Source organism: Nocardioides pocheonensis, assembly GCF_003725535.1.
GTDB classification, from domain to species: domain Bacteria; phylum Actinomycetota; class Actinomycetes; order Propionibacteriales; family Nocardioidaceae; genus Marmoricola; species Marmoricola pocheonensis.
Genome location: NZ_RJSF01000005.1, coordinates 137,736 through 155,176, shown reverse-complemented (window position 1 = coordinate 155,176; position 17,441 = coordinate 137,736). Strand labels below are relative to the sequence as shown.

The window sequence follows — 17,441 nt, the reverse complement described above, 5'->3', positions numbered from 1 at the left end:
CATGTCTGCAGTCTCTGCCAGCTCCACCTCCTCGGTCTCCGAACCCTCCACCGCCCTGGCCGGCGGCGGGACCACCCTGCGCGCCGACTCCGTCGGCACCGTCGGCGTCGCCGCGACGGTGATCTCCGCCGCCGCCCCGCTGACGGTCATGGCGGGCGTCGCCCCGATCGCGCTGGCGATCGGCGGCGTCGGTGTGCCGGGTGCCTACCTGCTGGCCGGCATCGTGCTGTCGATCTTCGCGATCGGCTTCACCGCGATGGCGGCGACGATCCGGCGGACCGGTGGGTTCTTCGTCTACATCGGGCACGCCTTCGGGGGCACGGCGGGATTCGCAGCCGCCGTGCTCGCGCTGGTCTCCTACAACCTGCTCCAGATCGGGGTCTACGGGCTCTTCGGCATCCAGACCCGTGCCGCGCTCGACGACCTGTTCGGCTTCACCGCTCCCTGGTGGGTGATCTCGGCGATCGCGGTCGTGGTGGTGTTCATCCTCGGTGCGGCCGGGATCGACGTCGGGGCCAAGGTGCTCGTCGTGCTGATCACCCTCGAGTCGGCGATCCTGGCGATCATGGGCGTCTCGATCGTCCTCCACGGAGGCGCGCACGGGCTCGGGGTCGCGTCGTTCAACCCCGACAACATCTTCAACAGCGGCGTCCTGGCCGTGCTCGGCATCTGCTTCGCCGCGTTCATGGGCTTCGAGTCCACCGCGCTGTACCGCGCGGAGGCACGTGACCCCGCCCGCACGATCCCGCGCGCGACGTACGCCGCGGTCGCGTTCATGGCGCTGTTCTACTGCTTCATCTCCTGGACCGTCGTGCAGGCGCTCGGCCAGGCCGACGTCCAGGCCGGTGCCGGCAAGCAGGGTCCGGCGCTGTTCTTCGCCACCATCCACCAGTACGTCGGTGGCTGGGCCGAGCACGCGATGTACCTGCTCATCGTGACCAGCGTCTACGCCTCGCAGCTCGCCTTCCACAACGCCATCAACCGGTACACCTTCGGCATGGCCGAGAGCGGTGCCCTGCCGCGCGTCTTCGCCCGCACCAACCGTGCCGGCAGCCCGGCGTTCGCCGGCGCGGTGCAGAGCGTGCTCGCCCTGACGGTCGTGCTGCTGTTCGCGCTGTTCGGCCTCGACCCGTTCAACGACCTGCTGATCAAGGTGAACACGCCGGGCGTGATCGGCATCATCCTGCTGCAGGCGCTCGCCGCGGCAGCGGCGGTCGCCTTCTTCTTCCGTCGCCGCGACGTGCCGCGGCGCACGTTCCTCATGTCGACCTCGGTGGTCGCGGCCGGGCTGATGGCCTGGGTGATCTACGCGGTGGTCAAGCACCTCGACGTGCTCACGGGCGCGCCCAGGGCCACCAACGAGGTGCTCGTGGGCGCCGTGCCGGCCATCCTCCTGCTCGGGGTCGTCGGCGGTCTGGTGCTGCGCAGCGTCCGGCCCGAGACGATCGCGCTGCTCGCCCATGACGACGCGGCCGTGGAGCAGGCTCAGTGATCGATCTCGTGGTCTGCGCCGACCGGATCCGGACGATGGCCGACGCCGACACCGGCGTCACTGCGGTCGCCGTCCGGTCCGGCCGGATCGCCGCTCTCGGGACCCGCGACGACGTCGCGACGTGGCGGGGATCCTCGACCCGGGTCATCGACCTGGGGTCGGCCACCGTCACGCCCGGTCTCGTCGACGCACACATCCACCCCGTCAACGGCGCCGAGCTCACCCGCGGTGTCGGGCTGCTCGGCCTGGACCTCGACGGCGTACGCCGCGCCCTCGCCGACCGGGCGGCCACCCTCGCGCCGGACGCGTGGGTGCTGGGATGGGGGCTGGACCCCAACGTCGCGCCCGGCCGAGGCCTGACGTCGGCCGACATCGACGACGCCGTCGGTGGCCGGCCCGCTTTGCTCCGGCTCTTCGACGCCCACTCCGCACTGGCGTCGACGACCGCGCTGCGGATCGCCGGCGTCGACGGACCCCGGGTCTTCGACCAGAAGTCCGAGGTCGTCTGCGACGCCGACGGCAGGCCGACCGGCTTCCTGCTGGAGGCGGCCGCGATCGCGCTCGTCGACGGCCACGTGCCCACCGCGACCGACGACGAGGTCGCGGACCATGTGCACGACGCGCTGGCCGCGATGGCCCGTGTCGGGATCACCGGCGCCCACGCGATGGAGCACGTGGCACGGGCGTCCGGGGTCTACCAGCGGATCGAGGCCGATCGCGACCTGCCGATCCGGCTGCGCTGCTCGCCCTGGGCGCAGCCGGGCACCGACGAGGACGACTGGGCAGCGCTCGCGGCGCTGCAGGGCACCGGGGGTCGGCGCTGGCACGTGGGCGGCGTGAAGCTGTTCATCGACGGCACCGTCGACAACGGCACCGCGTGGCTCACCGAGCCGGACAGCCACGGCGAGTGCACGTCGGCGTACTGGCCCGACCCGGCGGCGTACGCCCGCGCGATCGCCTGGTTCGACGCGCACGGAGTGCCCACGGCAACGCACGCGATCGGCGACGAGGGCGTGCGGCACGTGCTGCGTGCACTCTCGGCCACCGGCAGGCAGGTCCGCCACCGGATCGAGCACATCGAGACCATCCCCGACGACCTGGTGGCGGAGTTCGGCCGGCTGCCGGTGACGGCGAGCATGCAGCCGACGCACTGCACGGAGTACGTCGCTGCCGACCACAGCGACAACTGGTCGACCCGGCTCGGGCCGGTGCGGGCAAGCCGCGGCTGGCGGGTCCGGGACCTGCGCCAGGCAGGCGTGCGGGTCGCGCTCGGCTCCGACTGGCCGATCGCCGACGTCGACCCGCGCGGGATCCTCGCTGCGGCCCAGCTGCGCCGGCGCGGCGGTGCTCCCGACCGCACGCCGATCGGGCCGGAGCAGGCGATCTCCGCCCGGATGGCGCTCGAGGGCTACACCACCCACGCCGCCTGGTCGGTGGGCGAGGACGACGTCGCCGGCACCCTCGAGGTCGGCAAGCGTGCGGACCTGACCGCGTTCGCGGTCGACCCTTTGGTTGCGCCGGCCGACGAGCTGGTCGATGCTCCGATCATGCTGACCGTCGTGGAGGGAGCCGTCTCACACCAGGCGGAGCGGGTGGGAGCGGGCGCATGAGGCTCGTCACCGGCTCGGCACTCGACTCTCCGGCGCGCGTCGACCCGCCGGCGCGGGCGACCGTGCGGGTCGGGCTGGTCCAGCACGCCTGGCGCGAGGACGCGGACGACCTGGCGAAGGTGCTCGGAGAAGGCATCGACCTGGCCGCGGGTGCCGGCGCGCAGGTGGTCTTCCTGCCGGAGCTGACGCTGTCGCGGTACCCGGCGTACCAGCCACCGGTCGGCGTACCGGCGGCGTCGGCGGAGGACCTCGAGACCGGGCCCACGGTGGCGTTCGCGTCGCACGCTGCCCGCCGCCACGGCGTGTTCGTGCACGCGTCGCTCTACGAGCGCGCCGACCCGGACGGCACCGGCGACGGGCTCGGCTTCAACACCGCGGTGCTGGTGGACCCGTCGGGCCGGGTTGTCGCACGGACGCGGAAGACGCACATCCCGGTGACGGAGGGGTACGGCGAGGACGCGTACTTCCGGCCGGGGCCGGCCGACGACGCCTACCCCGTGCACGACGTCGATGAGCTGGACCTGCGGCTCGGGCTTCCGACCTGCTGGGACGAGTGGTTCCCCGAGGTGGCGCGGATCTACGGCCTGCAGGGGGCCGACCTGCTCGCGTACCCGACCGCGATCGGCTCCGAGCCGGACCACCCCGACTTCGACACCCAGCCGCTGTGGCGACAGGTGATCGTCGGACACGCCATCGCCAACGGCCTGTTCGTCGTGGTGCCGAACCGCACGGGGGTGGAGGGCGAGCTGACGTTCTACGGGTCGTCGTTCGTCGTCGACCCGTACGGGCGCGTGCTCGTCGAGGCGCCGCGCGACGAGGAGGCCGTGCTGGTGGCGGACCTCGACCTCGACCAGCGACGGGACTGGCTCACGCTGTTCCCGTTCTTCGGCACGCGCCGCCCCGACACGTACGCCGCGCTCGCGCGGCCCGACCACCCGTGAGCCCGCGCTGGCGGATGCCGGCCGAGACCGAACCGCACCGCTGCACCTGGATGGCGTGGCCCTCGGCGGGCTACACGCTCGGTGACTCCGAGGCCGATGCCGACGAGGCCCGGGGCGTCTGGGCGGCCGTGGCGCACGCGGTCGCGGAGTTCGAGCCGGTGCGGATGGTCGCCGACCCCTCTGCGGCGAGGGTCGCCCGCGACTGGCTCGGCAGCGACGTCGAGGTGCTCGAGGCGCCGCTCGACGACGCCTGGATGCGTGACATCGGGCCGACCTTCGTCGTCGGCCCCGACGGGCTCGGTGCGGTCGACTGGGTGTTCAACGGCTGGGGCGCCCAGCCCTGGGCCCGCTGGGAGCACGACGCCAGAGTCGCCTGTCAGGTCGCCGAGTGGGCCGGTGCGACCGTCGTCCCCTCGGCGATGGTCAACGAGGGCGGCGGCATCCATGTCGACGGGCAGGGCGCCGTGCTCGTCACGGAGACGGTGCAGCTCGATCCCGGCCGGAACCCGTCCTGGACCCGCGCGTCCGTCGAGGAGGAGCTGCGCCGGACGCTGGGAGTGCAGCGGGTGGTGTGGCTGCCGCGCGGGCTCACCCGGGACTACGACGAGTTCGGCACCCGAGGGCACGTGGACATCGTGGCCACGATGCCCTCGCCCGGCACCGTGCTGCTGCACGCGCAACCGGATGACTCGCACCCGGACCACGCGGTGATGGAGGTCGTCCGAGCCGCCGTGCCCGACGACCTCGCGATCGTCGACCTGCCCGCACCCGAGGTGCTCACCGACGAGGACGGACCGGTCGACTACAGCTACCTCAACCACTACGTGTGCAACGGCGGGGTCGTCGCGTGCGTGTTCGACGACCCGCGTGACGGTACGGCGCTCGAGAGTCTCGCCGCGGCGTACCCGGGTCGTGAGGTCGTCGGCGTCGACGCGCGGCCGCTGTTCGCACGGGGTGGGGGAGTCCACTGCATCACCCAGCAGGAGCCGTTGGTGCAGGTGGTGGGGCCGTGAGACCGCCTCCGACATGCGCAGCGGAATGAAACGCTCCGCGGGAATTGGCTCAGCAATCGGTGCCTCGTGGCGATGTTTCACCCATGACAGCCAGCGCCGCCACTCCACCTGCCGCCCCCGCGGTGGGGCTGCGCGCGCTGCTCGACCTCGCCGAGGAGGCGAGGCTGGCCGGCGACTACCGGTCCGGTTCGGATCTCGCGCGGCGAGCGTTCGCGCTCGCCCAGTCGTCCGGCGACGCCACCGGCCAGGCCGACGCGTTGCACATGCTCGCCAGCCAGCTGTTGCGGCTCGGCGAGTACGAGGAGGCGATCATCGCGTGCCGGGATGCCGTCGCGCTGCTCGAGTACACCGCCGGTGACCGGTCCGTGGCCTGCAACGTGCTCACCGTGGAGGCCCTGGCCCTGACGGAGCTCGGCATGCACGAGGAGGCGCTCGAGGTGCTCTCGAGGGCGCGCCAGATCGCCCACGACCTGGCCGACCGCGACCTTCTGTACTGGGTGCACAACCGGACCGGCGTGGTCCACGGCAACATGGGCAATCACCGGCTGAGCGCGGAGTACCTCCTGCGGGCGCTCGGCATGGTGGACGGCATGGGCGACGAGGCGCGTTTCTGCATCCTCAACAACGTCGGCGACAACGCCGTCCACCGGGTCGCCGAGCTGCTGGCGGACGGCGACACGACCGGCGCCGAGGCGATGCTGCGCGCGTCGACGGACCACGTTGCCGAGGCGCTCCGGCTCGCTCGCGCTGCGAGCCACCCCTACCGGGAGTCCATCTGCCTGGACAACTTCGGCATGCTGCTCGCGCTCGCCGGCGATCACGCGGGGGCAGAGCGGATGATCGGCGACGCCCTGGCGATCGCGGCGCGCCACGGGTATCCCTCCCTCGAGTCGTCCGCGATGCAGCACCGGGCGCAGGTCCGGATGATGCGCGGCGACTGCGCCACGGCGATCACCGAGCTGTGCGAGGCACTCGGCCGCGTCCTCGAAGCCGGGGAGATGCCGGTCGCGATGGAGATCCATCGTGAGCTGTCCGCCGCCTACGAGCAGGTGGGTGACCCGGCGTCGGCGCTGCGTCACTACCGCGAGTACCACCGTCTCGAGCGCGCCGCGCACAACGAGCTGTCCGCGGCCCGTGCGCGCATGGCCCAGCACCACTTCGAGCTCGACAACGCTCGGCTCGAGGCGGACAACGCCCGTCTCGAGACCGAGCTCCACCGGCTGCGCACGGTCGAGCTCGAGGCCGAGAAGGCCGCTCTCCAGCAGCAGGCGACCGAGGACCCGCTGACCGGCCTGGCCAACCGCCGGAACGCCGAGCTCTGGCTGGCCGCCGTTGCCGGCGCCGCTCGCCCGCTCGGTGTGGCGATGATCGACGTCGACCTGTTCAAGACGGTCAACGACCGGTTCGGCCACCTGGTCGGCGACCGGGTGCTCCAGCAGATCGCGCACACGCTCCGGGCCCGTGTCCGGGAGAGCGACCTCGTGGCCCGGATCGGTGGCGAGGAGTTCCTGGTCGGGGTCGACGGCCTGTCGCTGACGGACGCCACCGCACGCTGCGAGCTGTTGCGTGCCGGGGTGGCGGCGTTCGACTGGGAGTCCCTGCAGCCCGGCCTCGCCGTGACGGTCAGCATCGGTCTGGCGATGGTCGCCCCTGGCGGCGACCTGGCCGCCGCGATCGCGTTGGCCGACCAGCGTCTCTACGCCGCCAAGCGGCAGGGGCGCAACCGCGTCGAGGCGGTCTTCGAGCCGCGGACCTGAGGGGTGGAGCCGGCCGAAGCCGCTTGGGCGCCCTCGGCCTGGTCCGGGTCTAGTCGGTGCCGGGGTCGACCCGAAGGGCGTGGTCGCCGTGCCGGTGGACGATCTTCCAGACGCCGTCCTCGCGTCGGTAGAGCTGGGTGACGCGCAGCTCGTTGCGCACCGTCTCTCCGCTCGGACGTACGGCGGTGTACCGCTCGAAGCCGCAGGTGTAGGCCAGGTCGCCCTCGACGCCGGCCGTGATCAGCTCGAACTCGTAGCTCGGGCAGTCGGCGAACGCGCTCGCGACCCAGGTGATCGTGCGGTGGACCGCCTCCCATCCGGCTCTGGCGCGCACCCCGGCGCCGAAGACGGTCACCGGCTCCCGGTGCGACCAGGCTTCGATCCACGAGGAGGTGTCACCGCTGTGCATGTCGATCCCGGTCTTGTGCTGGACCGGGATCCACTCATCGAGGAACGCCTGCAGCTGCGTGGACATCGGGGGCTCCGTAGGGGTCCTGGAGGGGTGAGCCGCACCCGGTGCAGGCCGACTCGGTGGAGGGGGTGATGCCGTCGCAGCTCTGGCAGAAGAACAGCCGCTGGCGCTGCTCGGCCATGGTCCAGAGGCCGGCGAAGTGGGTGTAGTTCCACCGCCGTTCGAAGGTCCTGCGCATCGCCGCCTGGTGCTCGGGCCGGGCGAAGAAGGCGTGTGCGTCCTCGACGGTGCGCCACCAGGCCATCAAGGTGTAGTGCGGCCCGTCGGCGAAGTTGTAGCGCCGGATGAAGCCGGGTGCGGTCGCGAGGAGCTCCATCAGACCGATCACGTGGGTCCAGAACTCGTGGAACCGCTCCTCTGCCGCGAACGTGCCCTGAAGGACCAGGATCGCGCCCGCGCTCTCCGGCCCGAGGTGACCTTCGGGCCCCGACTGGGTGTTCAGCATGACCGGCACGATGCGTATCCCCTCGATGGCCTGCATCGCGGCCGTCGCCTCGGGTGGCGGGGGACCGGTGACCAGGTCCACGGTGACATCCATGGCGATCACCCGACCGTGACGGTCTCGGGGGCGGGAACACGCCCGGCGCGGCGGTCGCGGAGACGAGCGCCGAGCAGGACCAGGCCCACCCCGACCGTCGTGATGGCCAGGTTCACGACCCCGTAGCCGACCACCTCGCCGGTGGCGTAGTCGATCGGGAACGTCCCGGTCGGAGAGTCGCCGAAGCCGGAGGCGCCACCCATCCCGTTCCCCCCGGACATCCACGTGAGCAGCACGTTGAGCGTCTGGAAGCTGAACAGGAACGAGTCGACGACCAGGTACGTCACCAGGGCTGCCGCACGGTGCGGGACGAGCCGGCCGAGCGTGAATGCTCCGAGGACGGTGAAGAGCAGGTTCATGGCGACTCCTTACCAGTCGAAATATTCACCCGACAATATGTCGGATCAATAAAGTGACGGTAGGATCAATTTGTGACCGATGTCAAGAGCACCCGCTCCTACTCGTCCTCGGTGCGCGATGAGCAGGCCCGTCGTACTCGCGCCCGGATCGTGCAGGCCGCCGACGAGCTGTTCCGCGAGAAGGGCTATGCGAAGGCGACGATGAAGGACATCGCCGAGCGTGCCGGCGTCGCGCGGGACACCGTGCACGCTGCCTTCGGCAACAAGGCCGCACTGATCCCGGCGATGGTCGACCTTCGGCTGGTGCCCGACGAGGCCGTGGCGAACGTCGCCGAGGGACCGGAGGCGCAGGCGGTCAGGAACGAGACCGACCCCGTCCGTCAGATCGAGCTGTTCGCGGAGTTCATCACCAAGCTCAACGTGGCGCTGCGCCCCGTCTTCGACGTGATGCGCAGCGCGGCCGCCAGCGAGCCCGCGGTCGCCGAGACCCTGGCGATGCTGGAGAAGAACCGGATGGGCAACATGCGGGTGTACGCCGGCTGGTTCGCCGCACGCGGCCCGTTGCGGATGAGCGAAGCCGCTGCAGCGGACACGATCTTCGCGATCGTCAGCCCGGACGTCGGCCGGCTGCTGTGCGAGGAGCTCGGCTGGAGCCGTCGCAAGCACGCCGCCTGGGTGGCCGACATGCTGAAGCGGGCGCTCCTGCCCGACTGACCTCCGGTCTCGCGCTCCAGGGCCAGCCTGGTCAGTAGCCGCCGGTGCTCGGCCAGCCGTGCGTGCTGAGGTACCAGCCCGCCGAGGTCAGTACGGCCGCGATGAGCAGCGCGAACAGCACGCCGCCGGCGACGGGCAGGAACCACCCGGGCGCGCGCCGGGACCGCACCGCGACCACCTTCACGACGACAGCACCGAAGACGGCGCAGCCGAGGACGCCGTGCACGACGGTCCGAACCGGCACGGGCGTGCCGTCGTGGAACCGGCCGGTCTCGAGGCCGAGCGCCCAGAGGCAGTGGTACGCGACGAACACCGACAGCAGCAGCGCCGTCGTCCCGGAGATGCGGTGCGCCGTGCCGAGCCACCGGGGAGCCGCGATCCCGAGCTTGCCGTACAGCCACAGTGCGCCGAGGACCTGCAGGACCGCGAGCACCCCGATCACCACCGTCAGGACGACCTTCATCGCGATGACGGTGCGGAAGCCCAGGGTCGTCGTACCGGACAGCGTCGGATCGTGCACCTTGCCGAACGCGCCGAGGAGGACGGCGACGACCGCCCCCGCCGTGAGCGCGGCGAGCGGCGCGGCCATGCTCCGCGGGGCCGTGGTGTCTGCCATGGGTTCAGGATGCCGGTGTCGGCGCCGGTCCGGAAGGAGCGGTCGGGCCGCAGCGTTGGTCATTGTTGCGGGCCGGCGTATTCGGCTCGCCGTGTCTGACGTGCCGGGCGCATACTGCGACCGACCTCACGGCGAGATGGCGGAGCGATCGCGACGATGGATCACGACAAGCACCTGGCACGTTGCGTCGAGCTCGCGCGCGAGGCGCTGGACGACGGGGACGATCCCTTCGGTTCGGTGCTCGTGGACGCGGCGGGGAACGTCCTGGCCGAGGCCCGGAACAAGGAACGAACCCTCGCCGATCCGACGGCCCACCCCGAGCTCGAGCTCGCCCAGTGGGCCTGGCGACACCTCGACGCCCTGGAGCGATCGAGCGCGACCGTCTACACCTCCGGCGAGCACTGCCCGATGTGCGCCGCCGCACACGGGTGGGTCGGACTCGGCGCGGTCGTCTATGCGGTCTCGGCAGCCCAGCTGTCCGAGTGGCGCGCGTCCTGGGGCCTGTCGGCTTCTCCGGTCGCCACCCTGCCGCTCTCGACCGTCCTGCCCGGCATCCACGTCACGGGACCGGTGCCGCCGTACGACCAGATGATGTTCGTGCTGCACCAGGAGGCGGCTCACCGCGAGTGAACGGGCTGTTCGCCCGTCAGCAGGCGGTGCCGCGGTCGACCGAGAGCACGGCCCCGGTGACCGAGGCCGCGGCGTCCGACGCGAGGTAGGCGATGGCGTCGGCGATGTCGCTGGGCGGCATGAAGCCGTAGCGCGCGCCCGCGGTCTCCATCAGCAGGCCCCAGTCGAGGTCGGTGTCGGGGTGCTCGGCCGCGGCCTTGGTCGGCAGGTCGGTCTCCACGCCGCCGGGGCAGATGGTGTTGACGCGGATGCCGTCGGCGGCGAGCTCGAGCGCGAGGGACTTCATGAGCTGGATGACGCCGGCCTTCGAGGCGCAGTAGGCCGCCTGGTAGGGCTGGGCCCGCAGGCCGGCGATGGAGGCGATCGTGACGATGTTGCCCCGGGACTCGCGCAGGTACGGCAGGGCGGCGTGGCTGATCAGCATCGGGCCGGTCAGGTTGACGCCGAGGTGGCGCTGCCAGACGGCGAGGTCGAGGTCCTCGAACCTGCGGAACTGGTCGACGCCAGCGACGTTGACAACCACGTCGAGCCCACCCAGGCGCTCGGCCGCAGCGGTGACGGCAGCGCGCACGGAGGTCTCGTCGCTGACGTCACAGGCCAGCACATCATCGCTCGCGTCCAGGTCGAGACCGACAACCGTGGCGCCTTCCCCAGCGAGAAGCTCGACCGTCGCCCGGCCGACACCCCCGGCCGCTCCGGTGACGAGTGCGCGCTTGCCTTCGAATCGTCTGCTCACGGCGCAGAGTCTGGCAGCGCGAGCCCGTCACCGTCGCGCGCGCTCAGCTCCGGTGCCGGAAGTCGATGACGATCCGGGACGGGGACGACAGGGTGAAGACGCGGTAGGGGGCGCGGTGATCGAGGGCGAAGGCGAAGGTCACCTGTCCCTCGGCGTCGCCGGTGTAGGCCAGTGCCCTGAGCGTCGGGAACCGCGGGTGGGCGAGCCGGGGACCGACGTACAGGTTGTGCCCGGCGTCGTCGTGGCCGTACGCCGGGGTCAGCGTGACCTGGAGTCCTGACGTGCTCCGGATGGGCACGGGCAGACCGCTCGGGTCGTAGCTGAACGATCGCTGGTAGCGGGCGCTGCCTCCGGGGAGCGGCCCGCGGATCCGGATCACCACGCGGTCGAAGGTCTGGTGCTGCGCGTAGCTCAGGCTGATGACCCGGGGGAGTGGCGACGATGCCGTCGGGTTGGTCCAGGAGGCATTGCTGGTCAACCACACGGATCCCGCGGACGCCGGCGGGCTCAGGAGGGCGCCGACCAGGACGGTGATCAGGAGAACGAAGAGGACACGGAGACGCTTCATGGCACTACCTCGCATGCTGGGGGACCCGTACCTTGCGGGTCGTTCCCTTGCCAGCGTCCGCCGGACGGCCCGCTGAGGGCAGGGCCGGTGGTCCTCCTTCGGAGGGCTTCGGCCAGGTCCGGGGATCGCAGCCGTGCGTGCGAGGTCCTGGACGAGCGATTGCCGTGGCGGGATGATCCAGCAGTGTCGTACCTGATGGCGGGGCAGCTGACCGAGCTGGAGAGGCTGCAGCTCCAGTCGAGGGTCTGGGAGCCTGCCGGCAGCCGACTGCTGGAGTTCCTCGGTGCGGGCGAGGGCAAACGCGTGGTCGACGTCGGTTGCGGCTGCCTGGGCTGGCTGCGCCTGCTCAGCGCATGGGTGGGCCCGAGCGGCACCTGCGTCGGGACCGACATCTCCGACGACCTGCTACGCGAAGCGGGCTCCTTCCTGAGCGCGGAGCGGCTGACCAACGTGGAGCTCGTCCGCGACGACCTCTTCGACAGTCGTCTGCCTCCCCGGTCCTTCGACCTGGTGCACGCGCGCTTCCAGCTCGCACCTCTGGGAAGGTTCGAGAACCAGATCGGCGCGCTGTCGCGCCTCGTTGCTCCCGGCGGGATCCTGGCCTTCGAAGATCCCGACACCGCCTCGTGGACGTTCACCCCGGAGGCCCCTCGCGCCCGCCACCTGATCGAGATGATCCTGCAGGCGTTCCGATCCGCCGGTGGGGACTTCGACGCGGGCCGGTTCACGTACGACCTCCTCCAGGGCATGGGGATGCAGCCCGAGATCCGCGCGGACATCGTCGCGTTGGAGCCCGGCCATCCCTACCTCCGGCTGCCGCTGCAGTTCGCGGCCTCCCTGCGGGCCCGACTGCTGGAGCAGGTCACCGAGTCCGAGCTGGACACGCTGCTCGCCGAGGTCGAGGACGAGCTGGCGGATCCCACGCGGCGCGGACTCACCTTCACCCTCGTCCAGACCTGGGCTCGGTCTCCCTGACGCCGAGCACGTCGAGACACGCGCCCGACCTATAGCGAATCGGCGCACGCACGTGGGCGGTCGCGGAACGCAATGTCCGGCGCCGACGAACCGGATCGGACACCATCGCGTTACAGGGGGTGTGACGATCCACGGGGGTGAGCGATGAGCACCGAGCAGGACTTCGTCGAGTTCGTCGCCGCGCGATGGACGTCGCTGTATCGCCTGGCCTACCTCCTCACCGCGTCGCCGACCGTGGCCGAGGACCTGCTCCAGACCACGTTCGAGAAGGCCTACGCGAGCTGGCCGAGGATCAGCAGGATGGACTTCCCCGAGGCGTACGTACGCCGGATGCTGGCCAATGCGCTGGTGTCGAGCCGCCGTCGAGCCTGGCTTCGCGAGGTGTCGTCCGATTCGGTGCCGGAGGCCGCCGGGGAGGCGATCGAGGTCGGCGTGCTCGACCGGTCGCTGCTGTGGCCGCTGGTGTGCGCACTACCCGTGCGGCAGCGGGCCGTGATCGTGCTGCGCTACTACGAGGACCTGACCGAGGCGCAGATCGCCGACGTCCTCGGGTGTGCGCCGGGAACCGTGAAGTCACAGACGTCGGCGGCGATGAAGGCACTCCGTCGGGCTCTGTCCGCGTCGGGTGTCGGAGAGGTGTTGGGCGAGTCATGAATCTCGAAGAGGAACTCAGAGCAGTACTCAGTCAGGAGGCGGAGATGCGCACCACTCCCACACCCGATATCGAACGCATGGTCAATCGCGGGCAGGAGCGACGCCGCCGCCGCACCTCGACGTGGGTCGGGCTTGCCGCCGCTGCGGTGCTGCTCGTCGCCGGCGGCGCCTACGGCATCGCCCGGATCGTGGATGGTGATCCCGATGCCGGCGTCGCCACCGTGCCGACCGCGTCGGCGGATGCCACGAACCCGCCGAGGTGGGTGAGCAACGACCAGGAGCCGGCTGAGGCCGGCACCTATCGAGCCCAGGTGGGCGTTGCTGCGGACGGGACGAGGATCGACGCAGACCTGACCCTCGGAGGTACGCACTGGGCTGCTTCGAACTACCCGGTGGCGTACGACGGTGACCACTTCGCCGGGATCGGTGCCTACCAGGCCGAGTCGGTGGCCGGCGGTTGCAGGATGGCGGCCGGTTTCGAGCCGGCCGCGACCGAGCCGCAGCAGCTGGCCCAGCAGCTCGCCGGGATGCCGCGGAGCGAGGTCGTCCAGCAGCCGACGCCGACGACTGCGTTCGGGCACGACGCCCTCCATCTGCGGATGCGAGTCGACGCCAAGTGCGGAGACGGCGCCGCCTACCTGGTGGCCAACCAGGCGGCCGCCGCCGGAGGTCGCGCCCGCGGCATCAGCTACTTCGAGAACCGCCAGGCCGTCTCCGGCACCGTCGTCATCGACTTCTGGGTGGTGGACGTGAACGGGACCACCGTGGTGGTCGACATGTTCCACACCGAAGACGCACCGAAGGCGCTGGTGGACGAGGCCGCCTCGGCCCTGGAGTCGATCAGGTTCGTCGCGCCGAAGTAGGCCGTCGAGCGTCGACCGACCAGCTCGTCGACGAGGACGATCAGGCCGAGGAGGACCCGGACGTGGGCTTCGAGCCCGAGTCGGCTGCTGCCGAGACCCACGCCCGGGGCCGCCCGGCGCTACGATCCGGGCGTGCCGAGCCAGGTGCGGGTAGCCGGTGTGGTGGCAGCGCTGTCGGTCACCAGCGACCTGACGCGCGGTCATCCGGTCGGGGAGGCGATGCGGTCCTGCCTCGTCGCCACCGAGCTGGCTCGGCGTTCCGGGCTCTCGCCGCCGCGCCAGTCCGAGGTCTTCTACTCGACCCTGATGCGCTTCGCCGGCTGCGCCGCCACCTCGCACGAGGCGGCGGCGCACTTCGGCGGCGATGACATCGCGGTGCGGGCCAAGGGCGACCTGACGGACACCGCGAACCCCGCCGAGGCGCTGCGCTTCCTGGCCGGTCTGGGAAGCGGTTCCGAGAAGCTGAGGGTCCTGGCGCGGATACCGAGGGTGCCGGGCCTGGTCACCGAGGCGGCCCGCGCAGACTGCGAGGTCGGCGCCGGTCTGGTCGCCCTGCTCGGCCTGCCTGCGGCCGTCAGCGAGTCGGTCCTCTGCGCGTTCGAGCGGTACGACGGCAAGGGAGCGCCCGCCGGCCGGTCCGGGGCCGACGTACCCGAACCGGCACGCTTCGCCGCGGTCGGCTACGCGGTCGCGATGTTCGACGCCGTCGGCGGCAGCGAGCAGGCGGTGGCAACCGTGACCCGCTGGTCCGGGCGGGCGCTGGACCCCGAGATCGCCGGGCGATTCCTCGACGACGCGGAGGGGCTCCTCGGGCTCTCCCGCGCCGAGGACGCCTGGGCTGCCGTCGTGGCCGCGGAACCGACGCCGCATCGCTACTTCGACGACGACGACCAGCTCGACGACGTGCTGGCCGGTTTCGGTGACGCCGCCGACCTGAAGTCGCCGTACTTCCAGGGGCACTCGCGCGGGGTGGCAAGGCTGGCCAAGGCTGCCGCCGCCCAGCTGGCGGGCACCGATGCCGGACTCGCGTACCGCGCAGGATTGGTGCACGACCTCGGACGCGTGGCGGTCCCGACCGGGATCTGGGAGAAGCCGGGGCCGCTGAACCCGGACGAGTGGGAGCTGGTGCGGCTGCATCCGTACCACTCGGGGCGGATCCTGGCCCGGTCGCCGGTGCTGGAGCCGTTGTCCGCCGTGGTCAGCCGGCACCACGAGCGGATGGACGGCTCGGGCTACCCGATGGGTGTCCGTGCCGCAGAGCTCGACCCGACCACGCGCCTCCTCGCCGCGGCCGAGGCCTGGCACGGCTTCGGCGAGCCCAGGCCGTACCGGCAGGCGATGACCCCGGACGAGGCCGCCCGGCGGATCTCGGAACTGCCGCTCGATCGCGACGCCGTGCGCGCGGTGCTCGCCGCTGCGGACGGGCCCGCACCGAGCTTCCCGGCCCTGCCGGTCGACCTCACGGAGCGCGAGCTCGAGGTGCTTCGGCTGCTCGCGGCCGGCCTGACCAAGAAGCAGATCGCCGAGCGGCTGTTCATCTCGGCCTCGACCGTGCACACCCACACCGTGCACATCTACGGCAAGTGCGAGGTCACGACCCGGGCCGCACTGGCCATGTTCGCGATGCGGCACGGCCTCGCCGCAACTCCCTAGCGATATCGATCGAACGGTCGATGCGGCGGCGTACCGCGGCTTCCTAGGTTCCTGATGTGCCGCACCACCCACTCAGGAGGAACACCATGAGCACCATCACCGACACCGCCCAGGCCGACGTCCATGCCGTCAGGGCCGGCTTCGAGGCGGTCGCCGCGGGCGACATCGTCGCCTTCGCCGCGGGCTTCCACGGCGACGCCACCTGGAACCACCGCAACCCCGACTCCCTCGGAGGGATCAAGAACGGCATCGACGAGATCGTCGGCTTCCTGGCGGCCTCGATGGAGCTCACTGCCGGGACCCTGCGCCCTGTCCCGCAGCTGTATCTGCCGAGCGGCGCGGGCCAGGTCGCCGTCCTGACCCGGATCTCGGCAGAGCGCCCGGACGGCCGCACCCTCGACGACATCCAGATCCTCTACTTCCAGCTCGAGGACGGGAAGGTCCGCTCGGTCGACCAGTTCATCGGCGACCCGCCGGCGGTGACGGAGTTCTGGGCCTGACCTCGTCCACCGCACCCGGCCGGAACGCGCCCCAGGTACCGGGTGTTCCGGTTCAGCAGGCAGGGGAGAGGAAGACCACCCGCCCGCTCCTGTCGTCCCGCAGGCTTGACTGCAGCCGACGGACCCGACCCGGTCGCGCGGCCGTCGCCCTGGTCGAGCTCCCCATACCGTCGGCGTTCTGCCGCGCCGCCGTGCACGACAAGGGCCGACGTTCCCGAACCCCCGCGGGGTCGCATCGGGCGGAGCACGACCAGCCTCGCGGACGTGATCTCCCTCGCCGTCACGGTGCCCGTCTCGTCGTGACGTCGCCGTCCTCAGACGTGATTCGGACCGCAGCTGAGGCGGCAAGGGGTCTATTCGTGGCTGTGGCCGGGTTCGTGTCCGGCATCACCGTGAGCCGGGGCGTGCAGGGCCTGGAGCAGGTGGTGGCTGTAGACCTGGAATCCGAGCATCGCCTCCACGTACGCCCGCGCGTCGGGCACGGACTGGTCCTTCGCGGCGGCCAAGGTGTTCACCTTCTCCAGCCGGTGCTTGAGCTCGTCGTGCAGGACGCCGGTCAGGTACTCCGCCACGTCGGCAGCCGATCCGCTCGCAACGGCTCGTTCGGCAAGTGGGATCACCGGGCCGACGTCCAGACCGGCGGGTTTCAGGCCGGCGTACGGGGCTCCCTCCCCGGCACGGTGGACGCGGACGACGGTCTCGAAGAACAGCCGGTCGGCCACCTCGCGCGCAGGGCCGCCGAGGCTGCGCACCGGCTGCACGGTGCTGAACATCGTCCGGACCTCGGCCTCGCCGTCCTCGTGCACGAACGGCAGGATCAAGGTGACGTCGCCGGCGTCGAGTGCCTGACGTGCGGCGGTGACGACCGGACCATCGAGTGAGTCGCAGTGCGGAGGCATGCCTTCGTCCCTCCCTCAGTTGTGCCTCGGCGCCGCTCGCCGGCGGCGGCGAGGGAGACGGATCTCTACCTTGCTCACGCTAGGTCGACCGAGCGCCGCCGAGCAGAGGCGAACGTCCCGCCCCGTCTTCATCCCGCCCAGGCCCCAGTGTCCGAGCGGATTGACGCGGCTCGATCTGCCTGCACGCAGGCTCGGGTCCTTCGGGATCCGGACCTAGCGTTCGTACGGCGGGTGTACGCCGAGCCCCGCCTCGCGCGCACGGACGATGGCCTGCGCGCGGTCGGCGACGGCCAGCTTCGCGAAGATGTTCGAGACGTGGTTGCGCACGGTCTTCTCCGAGATCGTCAGCCGTGTCGCGATCCGGCTGTTGGAGTCGCCGTGAGCCAGGAGGTCGAGGACCTCGCGTTCGCGGTCGCTGAGCTGCGGGAACGTCGCCGCGCTCCGCGCAGCC

20 protein-coding genes are annotated in these 17,441 nt (G+C 71.4%); 12 read left to right on the top strand and 8 right to left on the bottom strand.

Annotated elements, in window-relative coordinates; genetic code table 11:
- The first annotated feature begins 1 nt into the window (after position 1).
- The 5 genes from EFL26_RS02975 to EFL26_RS02955 all read left to right on the top strand — a co-directional run bounded on the left by EFL26_RS02975 (position 2) and on the right by EFL26_RS02955 (position 6,813).
- Positions 2 to 1,492 carry an APC family permease gene (locus EFL26_RS02975; RefSeq protein WP_123221403.1) on the top strand — a complete coding sequence of 497 codons (1,491 nt, stop codon included), beginning with the start codon at positions 2 to 4 and terminating at the stop codon, positions 1,490 to 1,492.
- Complete coding sequence (locus EFL26_RS02970; protein WP_245999978.1) at positions 1,489 to 3,102, top strand: amidohydrolase; 1,614 nt, start codon at positions 1,489 to 1,491, stop codon at positions 3,100 to 3,102. The genes EFL26_RS02975 and EFL26_RS02970 overlap by 4 nt, the downstream gene beginning before the upstream one ends.
- Positions 3,099 to 4,043 carry a nitrilase-related carbon-nitrogen hydrolase gene (locus EFL26_RS02965; RefSeq protein WP_123221402.1) on the top strand — a complete coding sequence of 315 codons (945 nt, stop codon included), beginning with the start codon at positions 3,099 to 3,101 and terminating at the stop codon, positions 4,041 to 4,043. Before EFL26_RS02970 ends, EFL26_RS02965 begins: the two co-directional genes overlap by 4 nt.
- Positions 4,040 to 5,056, top strand: a complete 1,017-nt coding sequence (locus EFL26_RS02960; protein WP_245999977.1) for an agmatine deiminase family protein — start codon at positions 4,040 to 4,042, stop codon at positions 5,054 to 5,056. The genes EFL26_RS02965 and EFL26_RS02960 overlap by 4 nt, the downstream gene beginning before the upstream one ends.
- A gap of 83 nt (positions 5,057 to 5,139) precedes the next feature.
- On the top strand, positions 5,140 to 6,813 hold the full coding sequence (locus tag EFL26_RS02955) for a GGDEF domain-containing protein (protein ID WP_123221401.1): 1,674 nt from the start codon (positions 5,140 to 5,142) through the stop codon (positions 6,811 to 6,813).
- A gap of 49 nt (positions 6,814 to 6,862) precedes the next feature.
- On the opposite strand, the gene EFL26_RS02950 is transcribed toward EFL26_RS02955, so the two are convergent.
- Genes EFL26_RS02950 through EFL26_RS02940 form a run of 3 tightly spaced genes read right to left on the bottom strand, consistent with a single transcriptional unit; the run spans position 6,863 to position 8,182 of the window.
- Positions 6,863 to 7,288 (bottom strand): YybH family protein, encoded by a 426-nt coding sequence (locus EFL26_RS02950; RefSeq protein WP_123221400.1) that lies wholly within the window; start codon positions 7,286 to 7,288, stop codon positions 6,863 to 6,865.
- Positions 7,257 to 7,823 (bottom strand): antibiotic biosynthesis monooxygenase family protein, encoded by a 567-nt coding sequence (locus tag EFL26_RS02945; protein WP_148046610.1) that lies wholly within the window; start codon positions 7,821 to 7,823, stop codon positions 7,257 to 7,259. The genes EFL26_RS02950 and EFL26_RS02945 overlap by 32 nt, the downstream gene beginning before the upstream one ends.
- Before the next feature lie 5 nt (positions 7,824 to 7,828).
- A complete protein-coding gene (locus tag EFL26_RS02940; protein WP_123221398.1) occupies positions 7,829 to 8,182 on the bottom strand; it encodes a hypothetical protein in 354 nt (117 codons plus the stop codon).
- Between the two features lie 72 nt (positions 8,183 to 8,254).
- Here EFL26_RS02940 and EFL26_RS02935 point away from each other — a divergent pair, with 72 nt between their 5' ends.
- Positions 8,255 to 8,896 (top strand): TetR/AcrR family transcriptional regulator, encoded by a 642-nt coding sequence (locus tag EFL26_RS02935; RefSeq protein WP_123221397.1) that lies wholly within the window; start codon positions 8,255 to 8,257, stop codon positions 8,894 to 8,896.
- A 31-nt stretch (positions 8,897 to 8,927) separates the two neighbouring features.
- Here EFL26_RS02935 and EFL26_RS02930 read toward each other — a convergent pair whose 3' ends face one another.
- A complete protein-coding gene (locus EFL26_RS02930) occupies positions 8,928 to 9,512 on the bottom strand; it encodes a DUF6529 family protein (protein ID WP_221176815.1) in 585 nt (194 codons plus the stop codon).
- 156 nt (positions 9,513 to 9,668) lie between these two features.
- On the opposite strand from EFL26_RS02930, the gene EFL26_RS02925 reads away from it, so the two are divergent.
- Positions 9,669 to 10,142, top strand: a complete 474-nt coding sequence (locus EFL26_RS02925) for a nucleoside deaminase (RefSeq protein WP_123221396.1) — start codon at positions 9,669 to 9,671, stop codon at positions 10,140 to 10,142.
- 16 nt (positions 10,143 to 10,158) lie between these two features.
- Here EFL26_RS02925 and EFL26_RS02920 read toward each other — a convergent pair whose 3' ends face one another.
- Both EFL26_RS02920 and EFL26_RS02915 read right to left on the bottom strand, forming a co-directional pair.
- A complete protein-coding gene (locus EFL26_RS02920) occupies positions 10,159 to 10,878 on the bottom strand; it encodes an SDR family NAD(P)-dependent oxidoreductase (protein WP_123221395.1) in 720 nt (239 codons plus the stop codon).
- A 43-nt stretch (positions 10,879 to 10,921) separates the two neighbouring features.
- A complete protein-coding gene (locus EFL26_RS02915; RefSeq protein ID WP_123221394.1) occupies positions 10,922 to 11,446 on the bottom strand; it encodes an AMIN-like domain-containing (lipo)protein in 525 nt (174 codons plus the stop codon).
- Positions 11,447 to 11,629: 183 nt separating this feature from the next.
- Between EFL26_RS02915 and EFL26_RS02910 the strand changes: the two genes are divergently transcribed.
- The 5 genes from EFL26_RS02910 (at position 11,630) to EFL26_RS02890 (ending at position 16,091) form a co-directional block, all read left to right on the top strand.
- Positions 11,630 to 12,421, top strand: coding sequence for a class I SAM-dependent methyltransferase (locus EFL26_RS02910; protein WP_123221393.1), 792 nt, complete (start codon positions 11,630 to 11,632; stop codon positions 12,419 to 12,421).
- A gap of 144 nt (positions 12,422 to 12,565) precedes the next feature.
- The gene (locus EFL26_RS02905) at positions 12,566 to 13,075 is read left to right on the top strand and encodes a SigE family RNA polymerase sigma factor (protein WP_123221392.1); all 510 of its coding nucleotides are present in this window, start codon (positions 12,566 to 12,568) and stop codon (positions 13,073 to 13,075) included.
- A 44-nt stretch (positions 13,076 to 13,119) separates the two neighbouring features.
- Entirely contained in the window at positions 13,120 to 13,938 is an 819-nt protein-coding gene (locus EFL26_RS02900) for a hypothetical protein (protein WP_148046609.1), read from the top strand.
- 132 nt (positions 13,939 to 14,070) lie between these two features.
- Entirely contained in the window at positions 14,071 to 15,591 is a 1,521-nt protein-coding gene (locus EFL26_RS02895; RefSeq protein ID WP_148046608.1) for an HD domain-containing phosphohydrolase, read from the top strand.
- Positions 15,592 to 15,677: 86 nt separating this feature from the next.
- Positions 15,678 to 16,091 carry a nuclear transport factor 2 family protein gene (locus tag EFL26_RS02890; protein ID WP_123221389.1) on the top strand — a complete coding sequence of 138 codons (414 nt, stop codon included), beginning with the start codon at positions 15,678 to 15,680 and terminating at the stop codon, positions 16,089 to 16,091.
- A gap of 353 nt (positions 16,092 to 16,444) precedes the next feature.
- Here EFL26_RS02890 and EFL26_RS02885 read toward each other — a convergent pair whose 3' ends face one another.
- Positions 16,445 to 16,990, bottom strand: a complete 546-nt coding sequence (locus EFL26_RS02885; RefSeq protein WP_123221388.1) for a DUF6448 family protein — start codon at positions 16,988 to 16,990, stop codon at positions 16,445 to 16,447.
- A gap of 213 nt (positions 16,991 to 17,203) precedes the next feature.
- The coding region (locus EFL26_RS02880; RefSeq protein ID WP_148046614.1) for a helix-turn-helix domain-containing protein at positions 17,204 to 17,441 on the bottom strand (238 nt) is incomplete at its 5' end.